Raw genomic sequence first — 4,647 nt, 5'->3', positions numbered from 1 at the left:
CGCTGGGTGGTTGGCCGTTACCAGATCTAGTTGAAGTCGAAGCAAAAGCTGACGAATAAAGCTCTACTCGTCTTTAAACTTCTCTTTAATTTCGAGAATGGTTGTTAACTCTTGAAAAAGCAGCTCTACCAATTTGGGCTCAAAGTGCTTACCACTTTGATCATTCAAATATTCCATAGTGGTATCTATACTCCAAGCCTCTTTATAGGGGCGCTTACTCGTTAATGCATCAAATACATCAGCAATAGCAGTAATACGCCCTTCTACAGGTATAGCTTCACCTTTTAACCCATTTGGATAGCCTGACCCATCCCATTTCTCATGGTGAGTAAGTGAAACGACTTTTGCCAAGCTGATTAAGTCAGAGTCATCATCCCCTAATATTTCAGCGCCAATAACAGGGTGTGTTTTCATGATTGAGAACTCTTCATCTGTCAGTCGACCCGGTTTTAGCATTATACTATCTGGAATGCCTATTTTACCGATATCATGCATTGGCGCGGCATGAAGTAACAGATCAATGCGCTCCTCACTTAACCCATAAGCACGAGCAATGACAGCCGCATAGTGGCTCATTCGCATTACGTGCATCCCCGTCTCATTATCTTTGTATTCTGCAGCTCGCCCAAGTCTTTGTATGACCTGTAACCTGGTAGCACGTAATAGCTCCGCTTTTACTAACGATAAATGATTTTTTATTCTTGCCTTCACTCTTGGTGGTGACACTGGCTTGCTAATATAATCAACAGCACCTAGGGCAAAGCCTTTTGTTTCATCCGTGTCATCATCTAACGCTGTTACAAAAATGACCGGAATATGTGATGTCTCTGCCTTCGCCTTTAAAGACTCACAGACTTCAAACCCTGTCATTCCAGGCATCATAATATCTAACAGTATCAACTCAGGCTTTTTTTGTTCGGCTAAGCGCAACGCTTCTTGGCCACTTTTAGCAAACACTAACCGATAGTCATCTTGCAAAATTTGTTTCATTACACGTAAATTTGCGGGTTCATCATCGACCACAAGTATGCTTGGTCGGAAGTCTTTATTCACACACATGTTAATGGGACTCCTGAATAGTAATCAGTATCTCAGAAATTTTCTGGTTGGCATCTTCAAACTCAAAATCATTGAGTGCGTTGATGATTGGCTTGGTGAAAACTTGATGTTGTCCTGCCTCCATCGACTCAAGTAGTTGCAGTCCCTCTTCGTCTATTTCGTTGTTTTGAGCGGCTTTTTGAACGCGTTGAAGTGTCTCTTTCAGCTCATTCGTTAACAAGGTCGACTGCATTGTGACATTCGAAGCGTCAACAGTCCTGATACCGTCAGAAGCGGGCGCGAGGTTTTCTTTGGATATGTAACAGTCAGCCAATTGCTTAAATGTAATCTGAATTTGATCACCGACCGCTTTTACCTCTGGTAACATTGCCTTTTCTGCGATTAAGTTCTCGGCCTTTTGAAACAGTTCCATCAATCGAGTCAAAGACAAGTTGCCTGACAATCCTTTGAGTTTGTGCAGCTCAGTGCGTAATTCTATCGCTTGGTTCTTAGTAAGCAGTTCATCAAGCTTATCAAAAGCTGCTTGCTGCTCAGAAATAAACTGTTTCAACTGAGCAATGTACTTTTCTTGTGTGCCCCAAAGCGTCAATGCACTTTTAGTATCAACACCTAACTTTGATAACGCACCAAAGGGGTTTGCCGAATTTGTATCTCGTTTTGACATTGCACTTGAGACGTTTGGATTAGGTGCGTGACCAGTTACATTGCTTATTTCGGCTAATAAGGCTTGAATCTCAACAGGCTTGTTTGCAAAACCATCCATTCCAGCGTTTTGTGCTGCTAATCTATCATCCTCTAGCACACTTGCAGTTAATGCAACGATTGGCAGGTGTTTTAAACCATTATTTTTTTCATATTCACGCCAGCGTTTAGCGGCGGACAGTCCATCGAGTACCGGCATTTGAACGTCCATAAGCACCACATCTATCTCTGCACACTGTTCCATCCGAATCAAAGCTTGTTGACCATCTCTGGCAATGATGACCTCATGACCCATCCTTGATAGTAACTCATCAAGTAGTTCGACGTTTTGAGAAATGTCATCAACAACCAAAATCTTCATTGGTGGTAATGAAAGCTTAGCGGCGCGTTGGTTTGTTATTTCTTTTGCTGGTGTCAACGGTAAGACAAATCGGAAGATACTCCCCTGGCCTTTCTTACTCGAGGCTGAAATCTTACCACCCATTAATTCAACTAACTGTTTACTGATAGTTGTGCCTAACCCTGTCCCACCAAATCGACGGCTCATTGACTCATCTGCTTGAGTAAAAGGCTCGAAGATTCGACTAAGCTGCTCCTGACTCATACCAATACCAGTATCAGAAATAACAAACTCAATGTGTTCATTTGTCAAAGGAGAGATAGATACAATAACTTCACCGTGTCGAGTGAACTTAATGGCGTTGTTTACTAAGTTTGTCAAAACTTGACGAATCCTTTCAGGAGCGCCTAAGTAAAAAGGTTGAATATCGTTATGTACCTTTGTCTCGAGTAACAACCCTTTGTTTTTAGCTTGTATCCACAAAGTAGAAACAACCGCATCGACCTCTTCAATTAAAGAGAAATTACGTTGTTCAAGTTCTAGCTTACCTTTGTCGAGTTTTGCACTATCGAGAATGTCATTTAATAAATACAACAAAGATTTTGCCGAGTTATTGATAGTATTGAGCTGCTTTTTCTGATTATTATCCAACGTACTCTCAAGCAAAATGTCGCTAAACCCAATGATTGCATTCATTGGTGTTCGTATTTCATGACTCATGTTCGCTAGGAATGTAGCTCTCGTTGCAGCCGCATTCTCCGCTTTGTCTTTTGCTTGTTTGAGCTCTTCTACCATTTGGTAGCGCTCAGTAATATCCATGATAAATCCATCAATCCACACTTCATCACTGTCCGGATCATAGATACGTGAGCCAAATTCTAGCACCCATCGCACTTCTCCATCCTTTCTTAAAATGCGATATTCAATATTAAAGTTGTCTGAAGATTTAATATCCGACTTAATTTTTGGCAAATCTTCAGGGTGAATTACCTGTGAAAAAGTGACTTTAGGGTTAGGTAGCAAAAACTGAGAAACGTCATAACCTGTAATTCGCTCTACGGCATCGCTAACAAAAATCATGCCCCAGTCGTCATCATCTCGGCAGCGATAAACAATACCTGGAATATTCTTCACTAGTGAACGAAGTCGAGCCTCATTGTCTCGTAGCGCACGTTCCATTTTAAGCCGGGTTCTAATATCAGACATAAACGCAACAAACATGTCATGACCATGATGACTTACATGACCCAACGCTAGTCGTACATCTACCAATTCACCATCCTTATCTAGGGCCTGTACTTCTTGGCTGCGTCCAACTAAACTGCCTTCATCTGTATTTAAGTACCGATTCATTAACCCTTTTTGGTCAGTTCGTAAGTGTTTCGGAATTAATATATTTATACTTTTGCCAATGAGCTCATCTGAGTGCCACCCAAATAGACTTTCCGTTGCTTTGTTTACCCTGGTAATCTCACCGTGATGGTCAATAACTACGATTGAATCAATAGCGGTTTCCATTGTCGCGCTTAACCTTTGTTCGTTCCTCATCGCTTGATTAGATATATCTCGATATTTAAAGATTAGATTAAGACCCAGAACCAAGGTCAAAATAACCAGCGTGATTACCGTGACGCCTACGGCTAAATACAAAGACGTTTCTGGTGGTTGATTACTGAACTCAAAACCAGGTGGACGAACAAAACGAGCAGCCGCCATACCTGTATAATGCATACCTGAAATCGCGCAGCCCATCACTACCGCCGATGCAAGGTTTAGCTGCAACTCTGAAAAGCTACGTGAGAATGCTTTGGATAGGCCAAATCGAATCCAAAGTGAAAGAATGGCTAGGGATACCGCTACAACTATAGACAAAGCGAAAATAGTTAAGTCATACCTGAGGAGGCTCGACATTTCCATGGCGGCCATACCTGTATAGTGCATAGTTCCAATGCCCGCACCAACCAGTACACCAGCAAGTAGTAACGATAATTTTCCTTCCGGTTTATTAACTATATGGTTTAATGCAACCCATGATGCGGCCGTGCCAGGTATTAAGGACAATAGAGTAAGTAGCCAACCATATTCCACTGCGGTACAGAGCTCAAACGCCAACATACCAATGAAATGCATACTCCAAATACCACCACCAAGTGCAATACTACCAACAAGTAGCATCAGTCTCTTGCGAGTGGGGTTGGTCACGGTTGCGGCTTGCACCGCAACTTGCAAACCCATAAAAGAAGAAAAAATAGCAATGAGAACCGATATAGCAATCATCCCTATGCTATACGTTCCTTGAATCAAAATGCTTTCTGGCGGGATAGAAAAAAGAGAAACTACATAATCTAGCATCGTTTAACCTTCCATGATTATTAAACGATGATAATAAATTATTTTACTGGTTGACCACAATGAAAACTGGCGTGTAATTCATTTAATTCAACGACTTACGTCATAAAAACGTGAAATTGGCTAAATTAAAAACAACCGTTTAGCTTGGGCTCTTACAAAACAGTTCTATTTGACGATTCGCAAGACTGCGCTGT

At 41.6% G+C, this 4,647-nt stretch carries 2 protein-coding genes; both read right to left on the bottom strand.

Going from position 1 to position 4,647, the window contains the following annotated elements:
- Positions 1-63: 63 nt before the first annotated feature.
- Complete coding sequence (locus AC4E96_RS13860) at positions 64-1,059, bottom strand: response regulator (RefSeq protein ID WP_490256247.1); 996 nt, start codon at positions 1,057-1,059, stop codon at positions 64-66.
- Between the two features lies 1 nt (position 1,060).
- Entirely contained in the window at positions 1,061-4,453 is a 3,393-nt protein-coding gene (locus AC4E96_RS13855; RefSeq protein WP_490256246.1) for an MHYT domain-containing protein, read from the bottom strand.
- Positions 4,454-4,647 lie beyond the last annotated feature (194 nt).

Source organism: Psychrosphaera sp. (assembly GCF_982872775.1).
The sequence above is the reverse complement of the archived record's forward strand: the minus strand, read 5'-3'. Positions and strand labels throughout refer to the sequence as shown.